The organism is Paenibacillus sp. FSL H7-0735, from assembly GCF_038008505.1.
Lineage (GTDB): Bacteria > Bacillota > Bacilli > Paenibacillales > Paenibacillaceae > Paenibacillus_AQ > Paenibacillus_AQ odorifer.
The window spans coordinates 611,926-633,689 of record NZ_JBBOZH010000002.1 but is presented as its reverse complement, the minus strand read 5'-3'; the positions used below and the strand labels follow the sequence as shown (position 1 = coordinate 633,689).

The following is a 21,764-nucleotide window of genomic DNA, read 5'->3' as shown; positions in this document are numbered from 1 at the left end:
TTAGTAATCCTCTCCGAAAGGCAATCTCAGTTGGAATGTGAAGACGTCATGAGTGTGTTTAAGCGTTAAAGTACCCTTGTGCAACTCAGCAATATTCCTAGCTATCGAAAGACCAAGTCCTGCCCCGGTTTGAATTCCCTGACTTTTTCTTGAGTGGTCAACCTTATAAAATCGTTCAAATAGACGGTTTTCTTGATCCTGTGAGAGGGGAGTCCCTTTATTTTCAATCTCAATGGTACAGTGTTCAGAATCGGTTGTCATTCGTATGCTAATGCTTCCCGGGCTGATGGAATATTTTAAGGCGTTCATAAGTAGATTATCTATGGCTCTGGCTATTTTCTCACTGTCGATTAAGGTGATGATTGGACTCTTATCTATATCTTTTATAAGGTGGACATTGTTTTCTTGAGCGATCGGTTCGAATTCGAATAGCAATTGATTCAAAAGCTGCGACAAATCGATTCTCTCCAGATTTAAACGGGAGTCAGCCGAATTAAGTCGGGTATATTCAAACAAATCATCGAGGAGTTTCTTCAAATGAAGCGCCTTGTTATAGGTGTTTTGAATAAAACGTGTATATTCTTTTTTATCTTGGTACGATTCTGTACGTAAAAGCTCAATATACCCGATAATACTTGTAAGAGGGGTGCGTAAGTCGTGTGAAATCCCCGTGATCATCTCCATCTTGGATTTTTCTATTTCGCGTTCCTTGATGATCTGTTGCTCTAAGCGCTCTGCCATCCGGTTGATGTTCAAAGCCACCAGTCCTAGTTCATCTTGGCGAACAACATTTACCCGATAACTCAAATCACCTTCGGATATAATTTGAAGTCCTTGTTCCAGCGCAATTAAATCTTTGACGATTCGCCGGGTCAATGTAAAAAATGTAATAACGAAAATAATGAAAAACATCGGAGTAAGAAGGTAGGCAAGAAAATTGAACACCCAATCCAATTTTGTTGCATTTCCAAAATGAAAGAACAAGATGCTAAGTGAGGTATTTATCGCAATGGTAATTATGAAACTCAACACCATCCTGATTAAAATATTGGACTGAATGCGTTTATTTATTTGTAGATTTCGTATGGTTTTAATCAACTTTGTAACCAACTCCCCAGACTGTCTTAATATACAGAGGTTCTCTTGGATTTTCCTCTAATTTTTCTCTTAAGTTACGAATATGAACCATTACGGTATTGTCAGAATATCCGTAAGGCTCTTTCCATACACTCTCGTAAATTTGCTCCGAACTATAAACTTGCCCAGGCCGGCTTGCAAGCAGGGTTAAAATCGCAAACTCTAGCGGAGTTAATGAAACTTCAATTCCATTTAACTTTACGGAATGTTTATTTTTATCTATGATTAGGTTTTTAATTATAAGCAGAGAGTTGAATTCTTCCTTTCCAATTAAGGACTGGCGCCGTAACTGAGCTTTTACACGGGCCAGTAGTTCCAGTGGATTAAACGGTTTGATCATGTAATCATCTGCCCCGGTAGTTAGACCTGTGATTTTATCAATGTCCTCTTGCTTGGCTGAGAGCATAATAATTGGGATATTTGATATTGCCCTAATTTTGAGACAGGCTGTGATACCATCCATTTGAGGCATCATCACATCCAGGATAACCAGTTGAATGGGTGTTGTTTGTATTGTACTCAACGCCTCTTGACCATCTGCGGCTTCAAGCACTTGGTAACCTTCATTCCTTAAGTAAACATGAATCACATCTCGAATTTCAGAATCATCATCTGCAACAAGAATTGTATTCAATGGACGCTGCCCCTCTTCTATATTTATTTTATTATGTTTCCCTTTTACGACAGACGTAGACGAAAGCGGGAGGGAAATTAAATGGCACATATTTTATTGTATCAATATTAAAATATTCGGAGAGCTGCTTCTTCATTTGAAGTGAATACTGAAAGGCGATAAATAATCCCTCAGGTTTAAGGGATTGGTAGATCTGTTCAACCAATGTACTTCTTAATTCGGGCTCAAAATTGAAAAAGGGCAGCCCACTAAAAATACAATCTAACTGATGAATATGTGAACTCTTAATTGTTTCTACTAAACTAGCAGCATTATGATAACAGGAAAAGTCCGGATAGCTTGTCTTTAGGTTATTCCTCATGGTTTTATCCATCTCAAATAGTAACACTTTCGTTGTACTAGTTACCTTAGTATTGATTACACGGGTGATTGCACCCGTACCTGATCCAAGTTCAGCGACTGCTTTAACTTTATGCCAAGGGGCTTGGTTAACCATGCTGTGTGCCAGAAACCGGGAACTCGGGGTAACACTGCCTACCTGTTTTGGATCATGAATAAAACTTCTTAGAAATAAGAGTTTTTCATTGAAGCTCATTTGGAATTCCTCCATAATTTTAGAATTAATTTAGATGTTTATTAATTTTGATAGGATGTGATCTCCAAAGTATGTTCCTACAAAAAAGAACAGTAAGGTCCAACTTAAAGCACTGGGATATGAAATAAGGGCGAATCGTTTATAGCTTGTACCGCTGAGCCCGATCAACATGGGAATGATGTAACGTACAACTGGAATAAACATGCCGATATACATAGCTGTACGCCCACGTTTTTTTAGAATCTGCTCTGCTTTTTTAAAATGTCTATTAGCTTCAAATTTGCACTTCAGCTTTTGTCCAAAGTATTTACCTGCAAAGTAGGCAACCGTAAAGGCCGTTAATAGCCCTGATAAAATGCAGAAATAAGTCATCCAGGAATTGATAATCCCCATGTGGCTTAGGGTAGCTCCAGTGAGAATTGTAATTTCATTAGGGATTGGAATTCCAAAAGGGCCTAACGTGAAAGCAAGATAAAAAATCAGATATCCATACTGATTGATTAGCTCTAAGATGGTATTACTGGCCAATATGCCGCCTCCTTCGCTTACTTCAATACAGAAATCTTAACTAAAAAAACTGAGGAATTAGGTGGGGGAATTCTAAAGAAATCCTGAAGGGACTTAAAATTCGATAGAATTAGACAAGTATCAGTCCCACAGTCACAATAAAAAAGTCCTGAGGATCAAGAAACTCTTGATCCATCAGGACTTTTTACATAATGGCTTACCCTTTCATCATCAAACGAAGCGAAACGATGATGAGAAAAACGGCTAATAGCTTTAGAAGCAGTTGGGCAGGGAGGCGTTTTGCCAGGCGTGCGCCAATTTGACCGCCGATAATTGCGCCAGGTGCTAGGGCTAACACCATAAACCATTCAACATTCAATAAAAAGGCATGTGTTGTGGTGCTTACGATAGCTGACAGGAAAATTTGAAGCATAGAAGTTGCAACAGCGATATGGGGGGCAAAGCCGAGAAGTAAGGTCATTGTCGGAACCATAAGACTCCCGCCGCCAATCCCAAATAGGCTTGCTACAAAGCCAACAAGAAAACTGATGAGTATGCCGGTAGGCATATGATAAGCATATTCGAAATGAGCACCGCTATTATCGGAAAAGCTTCGCTTCACGGTTGGTTTGAAAGGCCAATGGATGGGTTTGTTCGGCTTGAACAAGAGCAATAAAGCGACAAGGATTAAGAAAATCCCGAAGCTTACGAAAAACATTCTCCCGCCCATTTGCTTGGTAAAGAGTGCACCTATTACTGAACCCGGAATCGAAACGGCGGCAAAGGTGAGCGCTGCTTGATAATCGATTCTCTTCTGCTTTGCGTACACATAAGTGCTTGAGATGGAGTTGAAAAGCAGCATCGCCATTGATGTGCCAGCCAGATGTGAAGGCTCCATATCAGGAAAAAGGAAAGCCAACGCAGGCACAACGATGAACCCGCCGCCAAGTCCGACCAATGAACCGGAAATGCCAGCTGCTAGCCCGATGACTAAGAGCAGTAAGTAAGTTAGCACAACAGCATGTTCCTTCCTCTACGAGAATTCTACAATCATTTATCTTACCAGAAAAAACGTCCCGCAAATAAATTGTTTTTTAGCCAATTGCGCTGTTCTGCTGCTAAACGGGGATCATTGTCCATTTGGGACAGGATATCTTTTTTTACAAGTTTGCAGACGGATTGAACAATAGTTTGATCCTGGTTAGCATCTAACCAGAGAATTTCCGCAGACCGGGGATTAGGGGTGTATCGTTGCCAAGCAGGTTGTCCCTCAGTATTAGGATTACCGGTATATAGGAAATGCCGTAAATAGTCCCTCATTAGGGAAGAGAGCATGTTACGCCCAGGCTCGTTATGCTCGGAAATTACATCTGCAGGAAATCTTTCCTGGACACCGGAAAAGTCACCTGTATAGAAGGGGATGTCTGCACCATGCGGGGCACCTATAAGAAAACGGATGTAAGGATCGATCACTCCGTCTCTTAACCCCCAGGCGAACCGGTAAGCATAAATGGGCATCGCTGGGATCGCGCTTAATAATATCTCTGTAGTCTGCTCTACATTAAATTCTGCATACAGATCGCTCCCGTATTGGACTGCTGCTTCATAGAGCTTCTTTTCTTCCATATTTCCGGCTAACTCTTCCTTTTGCACTAGGGAGAAGAAATGAGTATCCCCTAAAGTGAACTCGGAGAATTCGCTGGCAGTGCTGCCAAGGATGATCGGCAGGGAAGGGTGATCGAGGTTATTTAGATTGTCGAAGCCACCAATAGGAATGACCGTGCCATCTTCGATCAAATGGGGAAAAGCAGCCATCTGAAGCCCCGTCTCACGAATGATTTCGACAAAGTGAAAGGCATTCTGACGATATAGGAAGTCGGAAATCTTATCCGCAGATTGTGTGGAAATCCATTCTCTTGTTTCATCTTGAGTGCTGACCGTTCCTGTTTTTATTAATAACTCTGTTAAAATGTCATCTGCTTTTTCTTCGCTTTGCTCCGTAACAGCCGTTGTTAAACCTCCGCTCATAATAAAGAGCTTATGAAAGAGCCCTCTGCCCAGCGGTGAAAGGTAAGCAGCTAATGCATTTCTTGCACCTGCAGACTGGCCCCCTAGTGTTATATTCCCTGGATTCCCCCCAAAGCAAACAATGTTTTTGTGCAGCCACTTTAGCGCATGAAGAACATCGAGGAGACCGTAATTTCCTGAGTCATCCAAGGGGTCCCCGGTTCGGAGTGAGGGATGCCGGAAAAATCCCATTGCTCCTAAACGGTAGTTCACTGTAACCACTATACTATTTGTCTTACACGCCAATTCTCCACCTTGAAAATCCCGTCCTGAACCCCCAATATTTCCGCCGCCGTGGAGGAAGACGAATACGGGTAAGCCTGCCTCGGTATGATCCGGTCGCCAAATATTCAAAAAGAGGCAATCTTCACTGCCGTCAGGTTCCCCTTGAATGAATTGGACACTGTTATTCTTGAAATCGCTTGCAGGAAATACACCTGTCCAAGCTTCTATCTCACGTGGTGCCTTCCATCTGAGCTTATGTATGGGGGGTTCCGCATAAGGAATCCCTAACCATGCGATCGCCCCAAGTTCTGGCAGACGTATGCCCTTAAGCTGACCGCTGGAGACTGTAATAATTTCTTCCATTGGTTCTCGTGTGCTCATTTATAGTTCCCCTTTCTCCTGCAGATTCTTATGTATTTTTAATTCTCTTTATTATAGTGTTCTGCTATGATGATGAAAAATATATTATTATATATAAAATACATAACTCTAAGGTTATAGAAGAGGGTGGTTTCGTTGGATTTACTTTCGCTTCGGTACTTTCAAACGGTTGCAAAGCTTGAGAATATGACCCGGGCAGCCGAAATACTCCAAATCTCACAGCCTGCTATAAGTAAAATGATCAAAAATCTTGAGGACGAATTAAACGTCAAATTGTTTGATCGCACAGGAAAATACATTCGATTAAATGAATATGGGAAGCGGTTTCTTGTAAAAGTTGATTCAGCCCTACAAACGTTAGAGGAGGGGAAAACAGAGCTATTGGACTTGTCTGAGAGACCGACAGGAACTGTGGTGATTTTTATCCAAGCGGGTTCCTATTTGCTTCCGGATATGATCACATTATTTCGTCAGAAGTACCCGGAAGCTCAATTCAAGCTATTGCAGCAGGATCAGGAGATCTCACGTTATCCGGCTTTTGATTTGTGTATTTCTTCTACTCCGCTTAAGATTCCAGGAACAGCGTCCACACCGGTATTAACGGAAGAAATCATGCTGGCGGTTCCTAATGAGCACAGGCTCGCAACCCGTAAAAGTGTACGTCTGAATGAACTCGCGGAAGACGGCTTTATTAGTTTGAAAATAGGCAAGCAGCTGCGTGAAACGACGGATTCTCTCTGTCACGCCGCCGGATTTGCTCCGCGTATCATTTATGAATGCGATGAGCCTTCGATGGTACGCAGTCTAGTCCGTTCGGGACTAGGGGTTTCTTTTATCCCCGCTGTAACTTGGGGTGGTTCTCAAGGATCCTCAGTGGTACTTCTTCCCATTGAAGAACCCATAAGTACCCGCACCATTGAAATCTCATGGTATACCAACCGGTACATGACTAATGTCGCTAAAAAGTTCAAGGCCTTTGTTGAGGATTATTACAAGCAGTTAAAAGAAGACAAATTAAAAAAAGAGCCAATAAACCCTAAGGCTTAATTGACTCATTGTCAGCAACGCTAATCATTTAAACCCTTACCCTCAAGGATTTGCGGGATGAATTTTTCAATTCGTGATACGCGGGTTTTGGATTGTTTGGCTTGAGAAAAATGATAAATATATGCGTTTTGCCGTCCAGGCGTTAAGGCTTCAAAAGCAGTTTTTAAGCCAGGAAGTTCAGTGAATTTGTTCTTAAGCTCTTCAGGAATGAGGTAATCCTCTTTCTTTTTTAATTCGACTTCCAAACCCGCTTTTTCAACTTCTATGGCATTTTGAATGTAGGCTTTCAGAACAGCTTCCATTTCAACGATTTGTTGCACATTCGTAAACCGAATTTGGCGCGCTGCCTGCACATTTTCTGTTTGTTGAATTAGAATCCCATTGGGATCTTGTAACAAGGCACCTTTGTGAAAGAGAAGCGCACAATATTCTTTAAATCCATGAATTAATACTATGTTTTTATCATCAAATGTGTAACATGGATGCATCCACTTATAATCTTCGGTCAGCTCGCAATCAAGCACGATCGTTCTCAACTGCTCATATTCTTCCCGCCATTGTTTCGCTTTACTTAAGAATTTATCAACCCTAGGATTCAATACTTTATTTGTCATAAAAAACACCCGTCTTCATCATAATTTTCAATACAATTTTACTGTTTTTTTATGGAATGTACAGTCGTAATCTTCTGAGAATGGGCAACCTATGTTGTCTCCCGTTTGATCAGTTGGAACGATAGGGGCTGCAGCTCCATATCCAGTCCTAGCAGGGTTGGAGCCAGCAGAAGAAAGGCGTTCTCCGCCTGTCCCGCAATCGGATTCCGAACAGTGGTAATTCCGAGCGTCTGCGACAGCTCCGAATTATCAAAACCAATGATGGCTAGATCATGGGGCACATCCAGCTGCTGTCTACGCGCTTCGCTCAGAACGCCCACCGCAACCAAATCATTGGAGCACAGAATAGCATCCGGCTGATCGGGTTGTCCAATTAGGGTTCGCACCAATTGCTCTCCGTCACGGATTCCATAAATCGTGGAGTAATACCATTTCTCAACGATGGGAAGATTATATTTGGCCATGATTTGCTCATAAGCTAGTCGTCTACTCTGGGTATTTATGCTGCTTGGGCGGCCAAAAGCATTAGCGATACGCGTATAACCCCGCTCTATTAAATGCTCTAGAGCGAGTGCATATCCGTCATATTGGTTCATGGCAACTGACGGGATTTCAGGATGGTCCATACGTTGCCAAGACACAATCGGGCCGTATTTGCAGTAGGAAGTTATGACATTTTTATCGTTAACAGCGGTCAGAATAAGCAGAGCGTCGACTCTTTTTTGTTTGAGATCCTCAAAGGCCTGAAGTTCCTTTTGCTTATCACCGCCGGTGGTATAAATAATCGTCTGATACCCGTAACGGCCGGAAATTTCGACGAAGCTGTTCATGAAGCACAAAATAAGCTCGTTGAGGTCTAAGGTAATCATGCCGATTTGCTGGGTTTGGCCTTTGGATAAAGATATGGCATTCCGATTGGGAACATAGTCCGTCTCTTTCATAATGGCGAGAATTTTCTCCCTAGTTTCCTTGCTGACATGGGGAGAATCGTTCAGGACTCGGGATACCGTAGCTTTGGAAAAGCCCGACAGCTTAGCAATTTCGTCAAGTGTGGACATCGGCTTATCTCCTTTGCAAGATTAATCCTTGACATGTAACGCGTTCCAAGGTTTAGGATTCGGATTAGAGCAGTAAACCTATACTATCACAATAGCAAAGGCGGGAAGAAATATGAACTTACAATTTCCAGAAGGATTCCTATGGGGTGGGGCTGTAGCCGCTAACCAGCTTGAAGGGGCATATCAGGATGATGGCAAAGGCTGGTCTACTCAAGATGTCATGCCGCATGGCATTAAGTCTGCGCCTACAGAAGTTCCTACCGACGATAACATGAAGTTGATTGGTATCGATTTCTATCACCGATATAAAGAAGATATTAAGCTGTTTGCGGAAATGGGCTTTAAAGTATTCCGGACGTCTATTGCCTGGTCCCGGATTTTTCCGAAAGGGGACGAGCTGGAGCCGAATGAACAAGGCTTGCAGTTCTACGACGACCTGTTCGATGAGTGTCATAAATACGGCATTGAGCCGCTAGTTACGATCTCCCATTATGAGACTCCGCTACATTTGGCACGAGAGTATGATGGATGGGTCAACCGTAAAATGGTGGATTTTTATGAGCGTTATGTGAGAACGATCTTTAATCGTTACAAGAACAAGGTTAAATACTGGCTGACCTTCAACGAGATCAATTCTATCCTAGAGTTCCCATTTATGAGTGGCGGAATCAATACTCCATTGGAGAAATTGAGTAAGCAGGATCTGTATCAGGCCATTCACCATGAGTTCATTGCAAGTGCTTTGGCGGTAAAAATCGGTCATGAGATCAATCCTGATTTTAAAATAGGCTGTATGGTACTGAGCATGCCAATTTATCCGCTCACTCCGCATCCGGACGATTTGATCAAGGTGATGCAAAGCGATCACAAAAATATGTTTTTTGCGGATGTTCATAGCAGAGGTTATTATCCAGGATATATGAAACGGTTCTTTAAGGAACATGGAATTCACATTCATTTCGAGCCAGGGGACGAAGAAATTCTGAAGCATACCGTGGATTTCATATCGTTCAGTTACTATATGAGCACATGTGAAACGGCTGATCCGGAGAAACAGATCAGAGGAGAAGGAAACCTGCTGGGCGGGGTGCCGAATCCGTATCTGGAAGCGAGCGAATGGGGTTGGCAGATCGATCCGCAGGGCTTGCGTTATGTGATGAATATGTTCTATGACCGATACCAAAAACCGCTGTTTATTGTGGAAAATGGCCTTGGCGCCGTCGATCAGCTGGTTGTAGACGGGAACGGTGAGAAGATAGTAAACGACGATTACCGGATCAATTATTTGCGAGATCATTTGGTTCAAGTAGCGGAAGCTATTGCCGATGGCGTGGAAGTTATGGGATACACAAGCTGGGGTTGCATCGACTTGGTTAGCGCAACAAGCGCCGAGCTGAAGAAACGTTATGGTTTCATTTATGTAGATCGTCATGATGATGGTTCAGGTACACTGGACAGATACCGTAAGAAGTCCTTCCACTGGTACAAAGAAGTAATTGAGTCTAACGGACAAAGCCTGTTCTAATAAAAAAAGTCCTGATAATCAAGTTATTCTTGATCTATCAGGGCCTTTTTTTGTTATCCAATATTATACAGACCTTGGTTTATTGTTGACATCATTAATTGAACATGTTAATTTGTAAATAATAAATTAATCGGATATCAGGATTGCTACTGCATAGCAGGCAAAACCTAAGTTTCATTTATGATTACGGGGATAATCTCTCTCGTACATAGATGTGATTTAGGTTTTTTTGTGTTCCCTGATATCCGTAATTAATTGATCTGTTACAAAGGGGTGTATAAAAATGAGTTATGAACAGCTAAGTAAAGACATTATCCAATCTGTCGGTGGGGAGAAAAATATTAACAATGTGATTCATTGTGCCACGCGACTAAGATTCACACTTAACGATGAGCAAAAAGCTGATAAAGAAAATTTGGAGAAAATGAAAGGGATTATTGGGGTAGTTAGCAAAGGGGGGCAATTTCAAGTTATAGTGGGTACCCATGTTGCTGATGTGTATAAAGAAATTGCCAAATCCATATCCCCTAACAGTGACTCTGGCGAGAACAAGGTAAAGAAACCTATAGGGACTTTGATTTTTGATGTTATTTCCAGAAGCTTTTCGCCTCTGATTGGTGCTTTAGCAGGTGCGGGTATGTTGAAAGCGCTATTAACCGTACTTGCTTCGTTACATGTTCTAAGTGCGGATAGTGAAACTTACAAAGTATTAGCCGGCGCTAGTAATGCCGTGTTTTATTTTCTACCCATTTTCTTAGGAATTACGTTATCGATTAGGTTGGGTGTGAATGCTTATGTGGGTGGTAGTATCGGTGCGGCCTTACTTGAGCCTAATATTACGGGATTAGCAAGTGTTGAATCTCCACATTTTTTAGGTATTCCTTTAGTAATTTCGGACTATTCATCAAGCGTATTTCCGATTTTTATCGCCATCTGTATATACGCTTTATTGGATAAGCAGCTAAGAAAGTTTATACACAAGGATTTGCAGATGTTCTTAGTCCCTATGATATGTTTGATTGTGATTGTACCGTTAACTATTTTAGCGTTCGGACCGTTTGGCGTGAATGTAGGGAATTTAATTGGAGACGCTATTTTGTTCCTCAGTACGAAAAGCGGTATTGTTACGGGAGCAATTGTGGGAATAGCTTGGACGTATTTGACTGTGCTCGGATTGCACTGGGGACTTGTGCCAATTATTCTTGAGAACATTGCTAAGGGTGGAGATCCGATATATGCAATGGCCGGCATGGCCATCTTCGCTCAGCTGGGTGTAGCGTTGGGGATCTTCCTGAAAACAAAGGACAAACAGTTGAAAACATTGGCCGGCAGTACATTTATACCAGGCGCGCTTTCAGGTGTAACAGAACCTATTATTTACGGATTGCTGACTCGTTACAAACGGACTTTCATTTATGTAACCATTGCCGGCGGAGTAGGTGGAGCACTTAGTGGTCTTTTCAAAGTGAAGATGGAAGTCTTCGCATTTGTCAGCGTATTAAGTCTTCCTGCATTCTCTCCGCTGGCCGTTCAAGCGATTATAGCAGGAGTGACCATTGTATTGGCTATGGTAATTACCATGGTATTTGGTTATGAAGATAAAAAGAAAGTGAATATTGTAGAAGAAAAAACGAATACTGAAAAAAGCGAAGTTATCCTCCCTCACGCCGTTAAAAGTTCAACCGTTGTAAGCCCTCTGGCTGGTAACGTAATCCCGTTAACCTCAGTAGATGATGCTGCCTTTGCTTCTGAAGCAATGGGCAAGGGGATTGCAATTGAACCCACAGAAGGTAAGCTTTATTCACCGGTAAGTGGAGTTGTATCCACTATTTTCAGAACAGGTCATTGTATTGCGGTAGTATCAGATGAGGGTGTTGAGGTCTTGATTCATATCGGTATAGAAACCGTGAAGCTAAAAGGTAAATACTTTGATGTGAAAGTGCAAGAAGGAGCAACAGTTAAACAGGGTGAGCTATTGATTGAGTTTGATTTTGAACAAATAAAAAATGAAGGTTATCAATGCACAACGCCGATAATTATTACCAATACGGCTAATTATAGTGATGTGATTGGTACCAATAAAACAGCTATTACACCGGGTGAAGATCTGCTGACTGTTGTAGTGTGATCTATTGAAGTGTCATAAGGTATGAATGGAATCGATCTCTTAGCACTGCTACTTAGAGATCGATTTTTTATTATAGAATACTATAAAAAAGTGCTAGCTTCGTAAAAATGAAAAGGTAAGGAGCTGTAATATGCGGATCGAAAAAGTGTTAAACAACAATGTTGTTACTGTCATAGATGACCAAAATTTTGAACTAGTAGTCATGGGAAGAGGACTGGCCTTTAAGAAAAAACGTGGAGACTTTTTAGAAGAAGATAAAATTGAAAAGATATTCACTTTAAGCAATCAAAAACTTTCAGATAAGCTAAAAACGCTGCTTTCCGAGATTCCAATCGAGCACATGGAGCTCTCAGAAGAGATTATCAACTTCGCCAAACTGCAGCTTGGTAAAATGTTGGATGACAGTATTTATGTTAGTCTGACAGATCATATCAGTTTTGCGCTGGAGAGATTCTCAAAAGGGATGAAGATTAAAAACGCCATGCTTTGGGAAATCAAAAAATTCTATAAAGAAGAATATGAGGTTGGGAAAGCTGCGCTTCAAATAATACATTCCAAGCTCGGAGTCAGACTTCCCGAAGATGAGGCTGGACATATTGCTCTCCATCTGGTGAATGCTGAACTAAATGAAGAGATGCCTAACATGGTGAATATCACCAAGATCATGAACGACATCCTAAATATCGTGAAGCGCCATTTTAGGCTAGAGTACGACGAGGAGTCCCTTGCTTATTACCGTTTTATCACTCATTTGAAATTTTTTGCACAACGTCTCATCAACGGTACTCCACCTCCTGATAATGAGAATGGTTTATTTATTTTGGTAAAGCAGCAGTATAGGGAAGCTTTCGCAAGCGTTGAGAAAATTAAAATCTATATTGATAAAACATACAATCGGGAGTTAACAAATGATGAAATGCTGTATCTGACCATACACATTGAAAGAATTACAAACCAGATCATGGAGTAGGTACGGTTAAACATTAAATTTTAACTTTGACTTTCGGGAGAATCACGTATAAGATTACTAATATGTTTTCTGTGATAATCATTATCAATAGATTGATAACTGTTATCATAGAATCAACTTCGAACGTTGAATCCAGGGGGATAAAGTAAATGCACAAAAGGTTAATTAGTTTATTTATGGTTGTTGCTATCATATTGGTCGTATCAGGCTGTGGTACTAACCAAAAGAATAATTCAACATCGAACGCGGGAGCAACTGACAAACCAGCTGCTGAAAACGCGGGTAGTGAATCTACAAGTGGTCCTATTGTATTAAAAGATTCTAAAGGCGAGATTACGCTGGACAAACCTGCGCAAAAAGTTGTGGTATTGGAATGGACCTTTACGGAGGATGTTATTGCACTGGGAGTGCAGCCAGTAGGTAACGCAGATAACGAAAACTATAAGCTGTATGTGACTTCTGAAGCACCACTTGATGCAAACGTGACTGATGTTGGTTCCCGTGACGAGCCAGATCTGGAGACAATTGCTTCATTAAAGCCTGATCTGATTATTGCCAATACGGGTGGGCATGAAGGAATTTATGATCAACTTAAAAGTATCGCTCCAACACTGATTTTCGGCCTGTATCCAAATGAAGGAGAAGGCAATCAGTACACGCTGATGGAAGATACTTTCAAAACGATTGCAGCGGCAGTAGGCAAAACAGCAGAAGCTGATAAGGTTCTTGCTGATTTGGATGCACATTATGCAGATGCAAAAGTAAAGCTGGCTGATGCAGGCAAAGAAGGCTTGAACTATGTACTGACACAAGCATACAGCTACCAGAATGCGGCAACGATGCGTCTTTTTACAGATAATTCACTTGCGGTACAAACTTTGGATCGGATCGGTCTGAAAAACGACTGGAAACCCGAAAATTTCGAAGTTTACGGATTCAGCACCTCTACAGTTGAAGCATTGCCTGCGGTTCAGGATACAAATCTGATCTATATCGTCCAAGAGGATGATAATATTTTCACGAAAGAACTGAAGGATAATTCCGTTTGGAATGGCCTTAATTTTGTGAAAGAGAATCGCACCTTCGGATTGAGCAGTACTACTTGGGTGTTCGGCGGCCCGATCTCCTCCAAAGTTATCGTGGATGAAGTTGTAAATACATTAACGAAATGAGTGCGGTTATGAACGAAAAGAGTAGCAAAGAAGCCTCTATCGGCATGAACTGGCGGATCATTGGAATATTTGGGGGCGGCTTTGCCGTCCTCTTCATTCTGTTCGTTTTAAGTTTAGGCTTTGGGGAAGCCAAGATCCCTGCAGCTACTGTTATAGATGGCTTACTGAATCGCCAAGATATAATGGAACATAATCTGCTCTGGGATATCCGCATGCCACGTACAGTTATTGGTCTGCTGGCCGGGGCTGCTCTGGCTGTGGCTGGGGCATTATTGCAAACTATAACGAAGAACCCGCTTGCTTCCTCAGATACACTTGGGATTAATGCCGGGGCATACTTTATGGTCGTGCTTGGTATGGTAGCTTTTCCTGCTTTGCAGCATGAGTTTCCATTTTTGCTCGCAGTTGCAGGGGGACTGCTTGCTGCTTTAGCCGCTTATTTATTGAGTGGAGGCAAGGCGGCCACACCTGTTCGGCTGGCTTTGTCAGGTATGATCGTCTCCATGGTGCTCGGAGCGTTTACATCGGCCATACATATTTTTAAAAGAACAGAAACACAAAATCTGTTTTTATGGGGTTCAGGTTCCCTAATCCAGTTGGATTGGGACGGTGTTATATATGCCTGGCCTTTTGTCGTAGTGCTGCTATTGGCAGCGATATTTGCCGGCAGACAATTTGATGCGCTGGAGCTCGATGAGTCAACCGCCCGTTCACTTGGACAGCGAGTAGGGTTAATTCGGGCGACAGGACTTGGCCTATCGGTATTAATGGCTGCGGTTGTAGTCAGCGTAGTTGGACCGATTGGCTTCGTCGGCTTAGTGGCTCCCCATCTCGTCAGACTTAGTGGGATTCGCAAGCATCGCCTGCTCATTCCTGCAAGCGCGTTGTGGGGAGCATTGCTCATCACGGCAGCGGATACGCTTGCGCGTGTAGTGCGAAGCAGTGTGGGTGAAATGCCTGTTGGTGCAGTTATGGCGATTATTGGAGCTCCGTGGCTCATTTGGCTGGTACTCACCAAGATGAAAAATATATCGGGCTCAGGCACTGGCCAATCATCGATGAGTATCGGTGGGGCGGGACTGCGTCTGCGCTTTGTGCCGACGGCTATATTTATGACCGTGCTGCTGATTGTTATTATCCTCGTAAGCTTATCGTTTGGGGGAACAAAAATACCGATCAGCGAATTGCTGAGCAGTCTGTTCCATAGGGGGGATCAATCCTATTCCGTCCTGCTGAATTTAAGACTTCCCCGTACACTCGTAGCGGCTGCAGGAGGGATCGCACTTGCAATCAGTGGTGTACTGATTCAAAGTGCTGTTCGAAATCCATTGGCAGATGCCTCTATTATTGGTGTGACCTCAGGGGCTGGCTTTGGTGCTTTGGCCGTAATGATCGTTTGGCCAGCCTTAACGGTATTCGCAGTTCCGCTTGCCGCAATCGTGGGTGGGGCACTGGCTGCAGCTTTTGTCTTTTCTATGGCTTGGCGCAGGTCCTTGAATCCATCGGTTCTGATCTTGCTTGGAATCGCAGTCTCTGCAATTGCCTCTGCGGGAATCCAGGTCATGATCGTCAAAGGAAGTTTATGGAGCAGTAGCTCCTTAATTTGGTTAACGGGTTCGACTTATGGACGAAGCTGGAATCAATTTTACATCTTATTTGTATTCCTGCTTGTACTTGTTCCGATTGCATACTATTTGGGTCGAAAATGCGATTTGTTGGCATTTGGTGACGAGAGTTCAACAGGATTGGGCTTGCCGGTTCGAGGAACGCGGCTTTGGGCTATGATTATCGGCGTTTTGCTTGCAGCGGGAGCCGTTGCAAGTGTGGGAACAATTGGCTTTCTCGGACTCATGGCGCCGCATGCGGTGCGGATGATGATTGGTCATCATACGAGACGATCCATTGTTTTGTCAGGATTACTTGGCGGCTTGATGCTCGTTATTGCCGATACGCTCGGAAGAACCATAATGGCGCCGAAAGAAATCCCTTCAGGCCTTATTATTATGCTGATTGGGGCTCCGTATTTCTTGTTTTTAATGTACCGGTCACAGGTTAGAAAAGTGTAGATTTTGCTATGGAAAAATCAGGGGGGGTCCCATCAGCTGTAAAAATAGCTGCTGGGGCACCCCCTGATTAATTTGAGCTTAATCCATCTAGAACACCTCAAACTTCGTTTCATTCGATTAAGATTTTCGCTTACGCTACAGCTATCGGACACAGCTGACCTTAAACGCAGCTTTATCTCGCATTTGAAGTGACAACGGACCGCATAGTCGCAATTGGCATGAAAAGTGCTTAATTTGCCCCTCTTCCTAAGGAGTAACGTCGCTGGAGTCCGAAACCAAGCTCCAAAGGCTAAAAATCCGCATATAACGTCATCTGAGTCCTTAAGCCTCGGCGAATGATGACAATTTATTGGTGCAGGCCACCAACGCCCATAAACAAAAAGCAGCGATTCTCCCATACCGGGGAAAGCTGCTTTTTTAATTGGATATTATCGATTTGTGAACAATTATTTAACTATTATTCTTAATTTTGTATATTTCCGTTTGCTAGTTTATACTTTAATCTTATACTGTAGAATTTTGGAAATAAGGAGTGGGATTATGTGAGGCTTTTCGACAGAAAAAGTGTACAAGACGGAAGCAAAACTATTAACAACTCTGGCGAATTAAGAATCAATATTTTTTTCTTTAGCACTTTTATTATTTTTTGTGTAATTATCCTACGCCTTGCGGTCTTGCAATTTGTCGAAGGACCTACGTTATCTGAAGCTGAGGCTAACCGGGATACGAAAATAGTGGCATTATCGGCATTGAGAGGGAATATCCTCGCCGCTGATGGTGAGAAATTGGCATACTCAACGCCCGTTCAATCTTTGTACCTTACTTTGGATAAGGAATATACCGCAACAAAAACAGATAAAACTACGAAAAAAGTTACCTTAACTGCTGAGGCAAATAATAAATCAAAGGCACTCGCCAGCAAGTTAGCAGAAGCCTTCGAAACTTATGGTGATCCTAATGAGAAAAAACTAACCACAGAAGAGATCCTTGAGTCTATGGATTTATATTCAAAAAAACTCTCTGGTTATGTAGCGCGAAGAATTAAATCAGGTTTAACTAAGAAAGAAATCGCTTATTTTTTAGAACACAAAAACGAATATCCAAACCTTGAAGTGATAGAGGAAAGCAGCAGACATTATGATACCGATACGGTGGCTGTACAAGCTGTTGGCTACGTGAAATTTTTCAAATCCTCTACTAGTTTAGATCTTTATAAGGATGTACTTCAGGCGATGAAAAATAACCAGAACCCTGGACTTAACTATAAAGAGGATGAGCTAGTAGGCTTTGATGGCTTGGAGCTGCAATACCAGAAGGAGCTTCGGGGACAGAATGGTTATAAGGAAGTTTCCGTAGATCCGCAGAATATGGCAGAAAAAATTGTCAGTATTGAACCCCCGGTCAAAGGAAGCACTATCTGGACTACCCTTAATAAAAAAATTCAGCTAAAGACCGAAGAAGCCATTAAAGATCAGATTCAGTGGTTGCATTCACACACCGTTCAGGGAGAAACACATCCTGATGCTTTAACAGGTTACGCTGTAGCCATGGAAGTGGATACAGGTAATGTTATTGCTATGGCAAGCATACCTGACTATGATACCAACAACTGGGCTACGGGTTCGATCTCTCCAGAGGTGTATAAAAAAATTGAAAAGCATTACCAAAATGGAACGATAACTCCATACTCATCGGGAAGATCAGGGCATAATTTTGAATCTACCGTGCTGCTCGGTTCGACCATAAAACCATTGAGTGTGTTAATTGGCTTAAAAGAGGGCTTTATAAGTACTTCTTCTACTTATCAAGATAAGGGGATCACCTCATTTGGTAGAGAAGGACATGAGACTAATGTAAGGAACTCATCCAATCATGTATACGGCTCTTTGTACCCTTATACAGCCATTGAAAAATCTTCAAACGTATATATGGTTGATATGATCGGGAAAAAATTGTACGAAAAATACAAGTCTAAGGGCATTGGGGTATGGGACACATATATGAAAGAATTCGGTCTGGGTGTTCCAACAGGGATAGGTTTGCCAAGGGAATACTTGGGTGATTTAAATTATAAAGCTGAAGCTAAAGCAGGTTCAGTTCAGTCTGCGCTTGTGTATGCTTCTTTTGGGCAGCAGGGGCGTTATACCGTTCTACAGTTGGCGCAATATGCGGCTACACTAGCCAATGAAGGGCAACGAATCAAACCACAGCTAGTAAGCAAGATCACGGACTCCAAAGGTAAAGTTATCAAAGAATTCAAACGGGAAGTGCTTGATGAAGTGACTACTTTCGATAAATCCTATTGGCGGGAGATAAAGAAAGGGATGAACAGTGACGTTAAAAGTGCCTTCGGTGATTTCCCCTATGATTTTGCACGTAAAACAGGGACTTCACAACAGACGGATAGTAAAAACATAAACCGTGATAACGGAGTGTTTATAGCTTTTGCACCACGTGAAAATCCAAAACTTGCTGTAGCTGTAGTTATTCCTGAAGGCGGATTTGGATCTAGTAGTGCAGCACCTGTAGCGAGAAAAATTTTTGATGCTTATGATTGGGAGTACGGATTGGATGGAATTCCGAAGAAAAATGTGGATAAAAGTATCAACGAATAACCAAAAGGAGAGCGCGAACTGCGCTTTCTTTTTCTTTTTACAGAGCGGTTTGTGGCGGATGAAAGGAACGGGTTCTAGATTAAAATATTGTAACCATAAAGCGTGAAACTTTTATCCTAGTATGAGCGTCAAAGGGGTAGGAAAAAAATGTATTCGTCATTCCAGGAGGGTGAATCTGTGAAGAAGTTATGGATTTCTATTTTAGTGGGCTTATTAGTTTTGCCGATGATGTTTCAATCTTCAGTGAAAGCTGCTACTGCGCCCATCAGTATTTTTATTGACGGGGTTCGATTGTCCACAGATCAAGCACCGGTGATGGTGAATGGACGGACAATGGTACCCTTACGGGCAATTTTTGAAGCCTTTAATGCCTCTATCAAGTGGAATCAGAAAACACAAACTGTAACAGCAACTAAAGATGATACAACGATTATGTTAAAGATTGGCTCAAAGACAGCCACGATTAACAATAAAGCTGTAACTCTAGATGTGCCTGGTCAGAATTTGAAAGGGAGAACGATGGTTCCTACACGGTTTGTCAGTGAGGCACTGGGTCATGATGTGGGTTGGAACCCAAGCACCAAAGTAGTGACCATAACGACTTCCGGCGGTAAAACTGGAACTGTAAATCCGGCATCGAATGTACAGTTGAAGGATGTAAGTGATAACGGTGACGGCCGTGATCTTCAGGTCAGCTTCACCCAATCTTCTAATGAAGCTCTTGTGGATCATTACCGGGTAATGATTGTAAAGGCTTGGAGCACTTTTAATATCTCATCTGCACAAAAGGTTACATCCGCCAATTATTCTACTGTTTTAGCTAGAGGCACTAATCCTACGATTAGAATGACCGCAAATTCAAGGGATGTTGATGGTGATCTCATTAAAGGTAATCAGACCTATGTAGCTTATGTTTTCGCAGTGGGTAAAGGCAATAATACCAGCGCTCTTTCGTATAGTTCTGCGACTATATCACTTAACACTAATACTGTAGTCGTTGCCCCAAGTAATGTACAAGTAAGTGATGTGAGCGATTATAGTGATGGCCGCGATTTAGCCGTAAGTTTTAATAAGGTATCGGATGAATCCAAGGTGAGTTCTTACCGGATATTTGTAGTCAAAGCTACTAATTATTCTTCTTTTAATTTGGCGGCAGCAAATGCTGTTAGCAGTTCAAATTACACACAGGTCAACAAAACAGGCTCCAATATTACCCAGATCTTATCGTCTGGAGCGAGGGATGTGGATGGTGCCCTCATTAAGACGGGAGTTGGTTACCGTGTGTTTGTTATGGGGGTAGATAGTGGCAGTAATACAGCCAATAATTTATTGTCTGCTGCTTCATCTGCGATTACGCTGTCCTCGGTCAATGTTTCTAATTTAAGTGTAAGCGACGTTAGTGACTTTGGAGATGGCCGGGATTTAAAAGTATCCTTTAACCACGCTACAGATGAAACGTATATTAGCCAGTACCGGATTCTAGTTGTGCCTACAGCTTATTCCAACAACTTTAGTTTATCTGAGGCGAATAATGTCTCCAGCTCTTACTACACAACGGTGAGCACAACAGGATCTAGCACCAGTCAAGTGTTAGCCTCATCTGCAAGAGACGTGCGTGGTAATTTGATTAAGAATGGAACACCTTACAGAGTGTATGTGTTAACGATTGGAAGCGGGAAGAATTTGGGCACCAACATTCTCTCAACGGATTCAACATTAATTACGTTGGCTGTGGACTACAATGTGAGTGCTGTCTACAATTTGGATGTAAGCGACGTAAATGACTATGATGATGGCCGGGATTTAAGAGTATCCTTTGACCACGCTACGAATGAAACGTATATTAGCCAGTATCGAATCCTGGTTGTACCTACTTCCTATTACAACAGCTTCAGTTTATCTGACGCCAATAATGTGTACAGTTCCAACTACACAGCAGTGAGCACAACAGGATCCAGCACCAATCAAGTGTTAACCTCGTCATCAAGGGACGTGCGCGGTAACCTGATAAAGAGTGGAATCAATTACAGAGTGTACGTGTTAACGGTCGGAAGCGGGAATTACTCGGGCAGCAATATTCTTTCTTCTGGTTCACAGTTAATTACGTTGAATGTAGATTACAGATTGGCTCCTATTTCGAGCTTGGATGTAAGGGACGTTAATGATTACGAAGACGGCCGTGATTTAAAAGTATCCTTTAACCATGCCACGGATGAAACGTACATTAGCCAGTATCGAATCCTGATTGTTCCTACTTCCTATTACAGCAGCTTTAGTTTAACCCAGGCGAATGCTGTTTCGAGCTCCAATTACACTGCGGTAGGCACTTCAGGAAATAACACCAGTCAAGTCTTGGATTCTTCAGCCAGAGACGTAAACGGAAGTTTAATAAAGAGTGGAATCAGTTACAGATTGTATGTGTTAACGATTGGCAGCGGCAAGTACTCAGGCACTAATGTGTTGTCCTCAGAGTCGAATGCCATCACTTTATCCACTAAGCTGCCGGTAACCTCTGTCACTAATGTAACGTACAGTGTGGATGAGGGTAAAATACTAGTAAGTTTCAACCGTTCCTCTAACGAGTCTAACATTTCGGAATATCGAATCCTGGTGGTTCCGTCCAAACAAGGTTTTGGATCAGCGGAAGCAATTGAGGTGAAATCCTCGTATTATACGTCGATAACGCCTAACGGAACGAATCCTACAATTGTAGCCTCGAGAAGAGATGTTAATGGTGCATTAATTGTTAAGGGTGTTAAATATAAAGTATATGTTCTTGCGGTAGCCAATAACAATGGCGTGCAGAGTGGTGGTCTTTCGGATTCAACGGAAGAGATTGAAATATAAGGATAGGGAATAAAGGCATTATAATATAAGGCAAAAAACCTTCATTGAGCACTGGGCTTGATGAAGCGTTTTTTGCCTTGTTTTTTTGTTTTCTATTTTTAATAAAAATAGGGTTGCGATTATACACATTTAAAACATTTGGTTTAACCTATTGGAAGCGCTATAATTGAAAATAA

General features: G+C 42.2%; 16 protein-coding genes. 8 read left to right on the top strand and 8 right to left on the bottom strand.

The window, feature by feature from the left end; translation table 11 throughout:
- The 6 genes from NSS82_RS30300 to NSS82_RS30275 all read right to left on the bottom strand — a co-directional run bounded on the left by NSS82_RS30300 (position 1) and on the right by NSS82_RS30275 (position 5,546).
- Positions 1 to 1,035: a sensor histidine kinase gene (locus NSS82_RS30300; RefSeq protein WP_143761240.1), complete on the bottom strand. Its 1,035-nt coding sequence runs from the start codon at positions 1,033 to 1,035 to the stop codon at positions 1 to 3.
- A gap of 55 nt (positions 1,036 to 1,090) precedes the next feature.
- The gene (locus NSS82_RS30295; protein ID WP_076134113.1) at positions 1,091 to 1,771 is read right to left on the bottom strand and encodes a response regulator transcription factor; all 681 of its coding nucleotides are present in this window, start codon (positions 1,769 to 1,771) and stop codon (positions 1,091 to 1,093) included.
- Positions 1,772 to 1,802: 31 nt separating this feature from the next.
- Complete coding sequence (locus tag NSS82_RS30290; RefSeq protein WP_076134114.1) at positions 1,803 to 2,366, bottom strand: class I SAM-dependent methyltransferase; 564 nt, start codon at positions 2,364 to 2,366, stop codon at positions 1,803 to 1,805.
- Positions 2,367 to 2,396: 30 nt separating this feature from the next.
- The gene (locus NSS82_RS30285; RefSeq protein WP_076134115.1) at positions 2,397 to 2,894 is read right to left on the bottom strand and encodes a DedA family protein; all 498 of its coding nucleotides are present in this window, start codon (positions 2,892 to 2,894) and stop codon (positions 2,397 to 2,399) included.
- 196 nt (positions 2,895 to 3,090) lie between these two features.
- Positions 3,091 to 3,888, bottom strand: a complete 798-nt coding sequence (locus NSS82_RS30280; RefSeq protein WP_076134116.1) for a sulfite exporter TauE/SafE family protein — start codon at positions 3,886 to 3,888, stop codon at positions 3,091 to 3,093.
- 44 nt (positions 3,889 to 3,932) lie between these two features.
- Positions 3,933 to 5,546: a carboxylesterase family protein gene (locus tag NSS82_RS30275; RefSeq protein WP_076134117.1), complete on the bottom strand. Its 1,614-nt coding sequence runs from the start codon at positions 5,544 to 5,546 to the stop codon at positions 3,933 to 3,935.
- Positions 5,547 to 5,681: 135 nt separating this feature from the next.
- Here NSS82_RS30275 and NSS82_RS30270 point away from each other — a divergent pair, with 135 nt between their 5' ends.
- A complete protein-coding gene (locus NSS82_RS30270; protein WP_076134118.1) occupies positions 5,682 to 6,593 on the top strand; it encodes a LysR family transcriptional regulator in 912 nt (303 codons plus the stop codon).
- A 20-nt stretch (positions 6,594 to 6,613) separates the two neighbouring features.
- On the opposite strand, the gene NSS82_RS30265 is transcribed toward NSS82_RS30270, so the two are convergent.
- A complete protein-coding gene (locus tag NSS82_RS30265) occupies positions 6,614 to 7,207 on the bottom strand; it encodes a YdeI/OmpD-associated family protein (protein ID WP_076134119.1) in 594 nt (197 codons plus the stop codon).
- Between the two features lie 89 nt (positions 7,208 to 7,296).
- The gene (locus NSS82_RS30260; RefSeq protein ID WP_076134120.1) at positions 7,297 to 8,265 is read right to left on the bottom strand and encodes a LacI family DNA-binding transcriptional regulator; all 969 of its coding nucleotides are present in this window, start codon (positions 8,263 to 8,265) and stop codon (positions 7,297 to 7,299) included.
- Positions 8,266 to 8,377: 112 nt separating this feature from the next.
- Between NSS82_RS30260 and NSS82_RS30255 the strand changes: the two genes are divergently transcribed.
- From NSS82_RS30255 to NSS82_RS30225, 7 genes are all read left to right on the top strand, one after another.
- Positions 8,378 to 9,790 carry a glycoside hydrolase family 1 protein gene (locus NSS82_RS30255; protein WP_076134121.1) on the top strand — a complete coding sequence of 471 codons (1,413 nt, stop codon included), beginning with the start codon at positions 8,378 to 8,380 and terminating at the stop codon, positions 9,788 to 9,790.
- A gap of 283 nt (positions 9,791 to 10,073) precedes the next feature.
- A complete protein-coding gene (locus tag NSS82_RS30250; RefSeq protein WP_076134122.1) occupies positions 10,074 to 11,918 on the top strand; it encodes a beta-glucoside-specific PTS transporter subunit IIABC in 1,845 nt (614 codons plus the stop codon).
- Between the two features lie 130 nt (positions 11,919 to 12,048).
- A complete protein-coding gene (gene licT, locus NSS82_RS30245) occupies positions 12,049 to 12,888 on the top strand; it encodes a BglG family transcription antiterminator LicT (RefSeq protein ID WP_076272299.1) in 840 nt (279 codons plus the stop codon).
- A 149-nt stretch (positions 12,889 to 13,037) separates the two neighbouring features.
- On the top strand, positions 13,038 to 14,060 hold the full coding sequence (locus tag NSS82_RS30240) for an ABC transporter substrate-binding protein (RefSeq protein ID WP_076134123.1): 1,023 nt from the start codon (positions 13,038 to 13,040) through the stop codon (positions 14,058 to 14,060).
- Between the two features lie 8 nt (positions 14,061 to 14,068).
- A complete protein-coding gene (locus NSS82_RS30235; RefSeq protein ID WP_076134124.1) occupies positions 14,069 to 16,126 on the top strand; it encodes an iron ABC transporter permease in 2,058 nt (685 codons plus the stop codon).
- A gap of 542 nt (positions 16,127 to 16,668) precedes the next feature.
- A complete protein-coding gene (locus NSS82_RS30230; RefSeq protein WP_076272300.1) occupies positions 16,669 to 18,741 on the top strand; it encodes a peptidoglycan D,D-transpeptidase FtsI family protein in 2,073 nt (690 codons plus the stop codon).
- 177 nt (positions 18,742 to 18,918) lie between these two features.
- On the top strand, positions 18,919 to 21,588 hold the full coding sequence (locus NSS82_RS30225; protein WP_076272301.1) for a copper amine oxidase N-terminal domain-containing protein: 2,670 nt from the start codon (positions 18,919 to 18,921) through the stop codon (positions 21,586 to 21,588).
- The last annotated feature ends 176 nt before the right edge of the window (positions 21,589 to 21,764 follow it).